Below are 5,842 nucleotides of genomic sequence, written 5' to 3' on the forward strand. Positions count from 1 at the left end.
GGCAGTCGGGCGCCAGGGCCACGGCGGCGTGCGCGGCGCGCAGGGCGTCTTCGGGCCTGCCGCCGTCAAGCAGGGACTCCCCTGCCTGGATGAACATGCGCTCCGGCTTGTCGCCGTACAATCCTTGCAGCAAAAGGTCGTACTCTTCGCCGAACACCGAGCGCACAAGCTCGTCGCGGTCGAACAGCAGCCGGGCCAGCAGCCGGTTGCCGCCATGGGCGGCGTAGTACAGGCACATCAGCCTGCGGATGCGGCCAAGGATGTAGCGGATGCGCCGGATTTCGCGCTCCATGCTTTCCCGTGTCTGGGCCAGCATGGATGCGAGCGGCTCGACGATGGCCCGCAGTTCCTCCCCCATGTCCTGCTCTCGCAGGGCCCGGTACTGCGGCGCGTAGTGCTGGTGCTGGTAGGCGTCTTCCTTCAGCTTCACGCATTCGTGAAAGGCGTAGCCCACGGCCCAGTCCAGCATGGGCGCCACAGGGTCTTGCGCCGGGTCATTGCGGAAGAGGTGGTGCGCGGTGTCCTTCAGACGCCAGAGCAGCCCCTTGTTCATCATTTCGCCCAGAAGGTCGCGCATGACGGGGAAGGAAACGGCACCGGCCTCGTCGAAGCGGTGGAACTGCCCCTCAAGCACGACGCTCGCCATGCAGAAATCCCGCATGACGTCCCGTGCGAACTCGGCCAGATTGGCCTCTACCCAGCGTCTCGACATGGTGCGTGGTACTCCAAGCTGGGATGTATAGCGTGATTTGACAAGAACGGGAAGTATGGGGTGGTGGGGGTGGGCTTTTGGGGAAAGTCCAAGAAAATTAAGAAGATGAGGCTGTGCATTATCGAGAGCGGCTTGTACGAAGACAGTTGTGCCTCTTTGCTCATTCCCGATTTCGTTATGCCTCCGGCGGGCAAGGGGCCATTGAGCGATGGCCCCTTGCATCCCCGCGCTCCAGGGGGGCTTGGCCACCCCTGGACCCCCGACGTATCCTGCACCGCATTCCTGTGCCGGGCAGCTTCCCTCCGGCGTAGACGCCTTCGGGTGATCTGCCGGCGGAATGCGCATGTGCGCGTCACTCTCGCCGCCCCATTGCTGCACTGGAGTGCCTCGCCCAACACGTCCCTTGCGGCGCGCATCCGCGACGCCGGAGCTACCGCCTCGCAAAGCCTCGGCGGTGATCTCCGGCTGCGGACGCGTATCGCCGCACCAAGGTTGCGTTTGAAGTCGTGCCGGTCGAGGGGAAGACGACAGACAATAGGGGCCCGCTGTTTGGGCCAGCACGACAGACCGAAAAGTGGGAACAGTGCGCTATCTTGTCCAACGGAAACACCCCGCGCGTAGAAGCGTGTGCCGCCGGGCCTTGACGGCGGCACATGCGTCGCAACGGGGGCATGGGCAAGGCCCCCGACTGAGATGAGGGCACCGGGAGATTCGTGCACATCGCATTCCCGTCGCCAGATCACTCGGAGGCGTTCCGCGCCGACGGGAAGCTGGCGACGAAAGGAATGCGGTGCAGGATACGTTGGGGGTCCAGGGGGTCGCCGCTCTGCGGCCCCTTGCCCGTCGGAGACATAACGAAACCGAGGGTAATCAAAAGGGCAGGACTGTCTTCGTAGAGGCCGTGCCCACCATGGCGGCAGCCCTCCACTCCAGTCGGAGACATAACGAAATCGAGGGCAATCAACAGTGCTGGCGTGTTCTTCGTAGAAGCCGCATGCATTAGGGCGGTAATCTTCCTCCCCACTCGCCGCGCCTCCGCCCCTTACGGCACCAGCCGCAACACATCCTCCTGCTTGCCGATGACCACCAGCGCATCCCCGCGGTCCAGGGTTTCGTGCGCCTGCGGCACAAAACGATACTCCTTGCCGCCCGCGGACTTCACGGCCACTACCATCACCCCGTAGTCGTTGACCAGCTTCAGGTCCAGCAGGGTGCGGCCCGCCCACTTGTCCACCACCAGTTCCTGCACCAGCACCCCGCCGCCCAGGGGCAGCAGGTCGAGCATGCCGGGGTTGGCCAGCCGGTGGGCCACGTGGGTGGCCACGTCGTGTTCGGGCAGTATGACCAGGTCCACGCCAAGTCGCGTGAGCACCTTGCGGTGTTCGATGGAAGCAGCCTTGACCCCGATCTTGTGCGCCCCAAGCTCCTGAAGGTTCAGCACCACCAGCAGCGAGGTTTCCATGGAATCGCCCACGCTCACGAACACGATGTCCAGGTCCTGGAAGCGCAGTTGCTGCAATACCGCGATGTCCGCCGCGTTGGCCTGGTAGACCTGCGCCAGCACGTCCTGGGCCAGGCGCACGCGGGCCTCGCCGGTATCCAGGCCCACCACGGTGTGGCCCATGCCGGTCAGGGTGCGGCCCAGTTGCAGGCCGAACTTGCCAAGGCCCACGATGCCGATTTCCAGTTTCTTTGCCACGTTCACCATGATGATGCTCCCGGATGCGTCGCCTGCCCGCGCGGCCTACCCGATGGGGTAGTCCACCTCGGGCCAGCGGAACTTGGGTTCGCTCTGCAAATGCTGCAAGGTGGCCAGCAGCCAGACGGGGCCGATGCGGCCGATGAACATCAGCAGGGTTATCAAAATCTTGCCGGGCACACTCAGGTGCGGGGTGACGCCGGTGGTCAGGCCCACGGTGCCGAAGGCGGATACCACTTCGAACATCAGGTCCAGCTGTTCGAACCGGGAGTGGGTGTGCGGGCTGATGCCGCCCTCGGTCAGGCTGAGCACCATGGTGCCCACGGTCACCACGATGATGGCGAACAGGAACAGGGTCAGCGCCTTGGCTTGGGTGGGGGCGTCCACGGCGCGGCCCAGCAGCACGTTCTGCCGCCTGCCGCGCAACTGCATTTCCACGAATCCGGCCAGCACCCGGAAGCTGGTGGTCTTGATGCCGCCCGCGCATGACCCCGGCGACCCGCCCACGAACATCAGGCAGATCATCACCATCAGGGTGAAGTCGGTCAGCCGCGAGATGTCCATGGTGTTGAAGCCCGCGGTGCGGCAGGTGACGGACTGGAAGAAGGCGGGCAGCACCAGCCCGGTGGGGCTGAGCCCGGTGTAGTCGCTAAGGTATTCGGCCAGCCAGATCAGCGCGGCCCCGGCCACGATGAGGAACGCGGTGGTGGACAGCACCAGCCGGGTGTGGCGGCTGAGGGGGCGGTAGGGCTTGCCGGCAAGTTTGGTGCGCGCGGCCCCCAGCAGTTCATCGATGACCGAAAAGCCGATGCCCCCGACGACGATCAGGAACATGATCACCAGGTTCACCCCTGTGTGTTCCTGCCACGGCATCAGGTTGTCGGGCCGCAGGCCGAAGCCCGCGTTGCAGAAGGCCGACACGGCGTGAAACAGCGCGCCGAACGCGCCCATGCCCTGCGGGGCAAAGATGTACAGCAGGCACGCCGCCGCCAGTTCGATGCACAGGATGGTGCGCACCAGCCGGTACAGGAACCGCCCCAGATGGAACGACGGATCGTGCATCAGGGCCTGTCCCACGGCCAGTTTGTCGGTAAGGGACACGCGCCGCCGCAGCAGGAACACCAGCAGGCTGGAATAGGTCATGATGCCAAGGCCGCCAAGCTGGATGAGCACCAGGATGATCCACTGCCCGGCCCGGCTGAAGGTGGTGCCCGTGTCCACCACGGCCAGGCCGGTGACGCACACGGCGGAGGTGGCGGTGAACAGCGCGTCCACGAAGGCCAGCCCCTGGCTGTTCGCGGAGGGGGCATGGCTGATGTCCAGGTACAGCAGCGCGGCCCCGGCAAGGATGGTGGCCGCGAACGAGTACACCGGCAGGATGAGGGGCGAGAGCAGGCGACGGCGGAGCATTCCTGAAACTATCCCGGTTTGTTCTGCGCGGCAAGCAGGGTGCGGCGCGGCTTGCAATGGATGCGCCGCTGCACTACGTTGCCCGGACGTAAGGACATGCAGTCGACCGCGGGCAGGCACCCCTGCCGGACGCGGAGTTCGTTCCCTTTTCCGCACCGTCAACGACAAGCGAGGCATTCATGGCCCTGTTCACCAAGGATGAGGCGCTGCGCTACCACTCCAGCGGCCACCCCGGAAAGGTCGAGGTGGTTCCCGTAAAGCCCTGCACCACCCAGAAGCATCTTTCCATGGCCTACACCCCCGGCGTTGCCGATGTGTGCCGCGCCATCCATGCCGATGTTTCGCTGGGCTACGACTACACCAACAAGGGCAATCTGGTGGCCGTGGTCAGCAACGGCACGGCGGTGCTGGGGCTTGGCAACATCGGGCCGCTGGCGGGCAAGCCGGTGATGGAAGGCAAGGGCGTCCTGTTCAAGATTTTCGCGGACGTGGACGTGTACGACCTGTCCATCGACCAGAAGGATCCCAAGAAGATCATCGAATTCGTGAAGATGCTGGAACCCACCTTTGGCGGCATCAACCTTGAGGACATCAAGGCGCCGGAATGCTTCGAGGTGGAACAGACGCTCATCGAACAGATGGACATTCCGGTGTTCCACGACGACCAGCACGGCACGGCCATCATCTCGGGCGCGGGGCTCATTGCGGCACTGGACCTGACGAACCGCAAGCCCGAGGACGTCAAGCTGGTCATCAGCGGCGCGGGGGCTGCGGCCATCGCCTGCACCAGGTTCTTCGAATCGTTCGGCGTGCAGCGCAAGAACGTGTACATGTTCGATTCGCGCGGGCTCATCCACAAGGGCCGTACCGACCTGAACGCCCAGAAGGCCGAATTCGCGCAGGAGCAGGACCACGGCAGCCTTGCCGACGTCATGCGCGGCGCCGACTGCTTCCTGGGCCTGTCCGTGGGCGGCATGGTCACCCAGGACATGGTGCGTTCCATGGCGCCGAACCCCATCATCTTCGCCTGCGCCAACCCCGACCCGGAAATTTCGTACGAGGACGCTCGGGCCGCCCGCGCCGACGTGGTCATGGCCACCGGGCGCTCGGACTACCCCAACCAGATCAACAACGTGCTGGGCTTTCCGTTCATCTTCCGGGGCGCGCTGGACACCCGCGCCAGCGCCATCAACGAGGAAATGAAGCTGGCCGCCGCCCGCGCCCTGGCCGCTCTGGCGCGCGAGTCCGTGCCCGCCGAGGTGCTGACCGCCTACGGCATTTCGGAACTGGCCTTCGGCGTGGACTACATCATCCCCAAGGCGCTGGACCCGCGCGTCATCGAATGGGTGGCCCCGGCCGTGGCCGAAGCCGCCATGCGCACCGGCGTGGCGCGCCGTCAGCTGGATCTGGCCGCCTACAAGGTGGAACTGCGCGAGCGCATGCAGGCCGCGCGTGCCCGCATCGGGCAGTTTATCGAGACGTACGGTCTGGATTTTTAATGCGTTGAAGGGACAGGCGAACCGGGGAGGTCCTCCCTCCCCGGACCCCTCCCTCCTCCCCCCAAAACGTTTCATTGTGGATAATCGGGCACGCAGCACGGGCTGTCGTGCCGGGTGCCGTTGCAACAACCCGAATGAAAAGTTTTGGAGGATGGGGGTCCGGGGGAAGGAACCTTTCCCAAAAGGTTCCTTCCCCCGGTTCCTTCTTTTTCCGACAAGGATTATCCTGAATGAATCGCGCCGGAGAGGCGCGTGATGGAGGTGTGACGTGGACATTCGCTTTCAGGTGGGCGGTCCTGCCCAGTGGCGTGCGGACGCGGTGATCGTGTTCCTGTTCGAGGGCGAGGCCCTTGCGGACGCGGCGCCGGAACTGCTGGAGGCCGCGCCGTGGCTGGGCATTGCCCCGGCGGTGCGCGATTTTCGGGGCAAAAAGGACGAGGTCGCCGTGTTCCACGGGCACCCGGACCTGGCGGTGCCGCGCGTGATCGCGGCGGGCCTTGGCAAGCGCGAGGCGTTCGCGGC

General features: G+C 65.1%; 5 protein-coding genes. 2 read left to right on the forward strand and 3 right to left on the reverse strand.

What is annotated here, in order from left to right; translation table 11 throughout:
• From FVW27_RS06325 to FVW27_RS06335, 3 genes are all read right to left on the reverse strand, one after another.
• A partial coding sequence (locus FVW27_RS06325; protein WP_167123685.1) for an aldehyde dehydrogenase family protein occupies positions 1-712 on the reverse strand: 712 nt, incomplete at its 3' end.
• A gap of 1,042 nt (positions 713-1,754) precedes the next feature.
• Complete coding sequence (locus FVW27_RS06330; RefSeq protein WP_167123687.1) at positions 1,755-2,420, reverse strand: potassium channel family protein; 666 nt, start codon at positions 2,418-2,420, stop codon at positions 1,755-1,757.
• 36 nt (positions 2,421-2,456) lie between these two features.
• Positions 2,457-3,821 (reverse strand): TrkH family potassium uptake protein, encoded by a 1,365-nt coding sequence (locus FVW27_RS06335; RefSeq protein ID WP_167123689.1) that lies wholly within the window; start codon positions 3,819-3,821, stop codon positions 2,457-2,459.
• Positions 3,822-4,000: 179 nt separating this feature from the next.
• On the opposite strand from FVW27_RS06335, the gene FVW27_RS06340 reads away from it, so the two are divergent.
• Both FVW27_RS06340 and FVW27_RS06345 read left to right on the forward strand, forming a co-directional pair.
• Positions 4,001-5,320, forward strand: coding sequence for a malic enzyme-like NAD(P)-binding protein (locus FVW27_RS06340; RefSeq protein ID WP_167123691.1), 1,320 nt, complete (start codon positions 4,001-4,003; stop codon positions 5,318-5,320).
• Positions 5,321-5,588: 268 nt separating this feature from the next.
• Positions 5,589-5,842: M17 family peptidase N-terminal domain-containing protein (locus FVW27_RS06345; RefSeq protein ID WP_341806096.1), on the forward strand; the 254-nt coding region annotated here is incomplete at its 3' end.

Source organism: Nitratidesulfovibrio liaohensis (assembly GCF_011682075.1).
In the GTDB taxonomy this organism is placed as follows: Bacteria; Desulfobacterota; Desulfovibrionia; order Desulfovibrionales; family Desulfovibrionaceae; genus Cupidesulfovibrio; species Cupidesulfovibrio liaohensis.

Coding starts and splice junctions, on each gene's coding strand:
- FVW27_RS06330 (WP_167123687.1), bottom strand. CDS start 2,420: ATGGTGAACGTGGCAAAGAAACTGGAAATCGGCATCGTGGGCCTTGGC.
- FVW27_RS06335 (WP_167123689.1), bottom strand. CDS start 3,821: ATGCTCCGCCGTCGCCTGCTCTCGCCCCTCATCCTGCCGGTGTACTCG.
- FVW27_RS06340 (WP_167123691.1), top strand. CDS start 4,001: ATGGCCCTGTTCACCAAGGATGAGGCGCTGCGCTACCACTCCAGCGGC.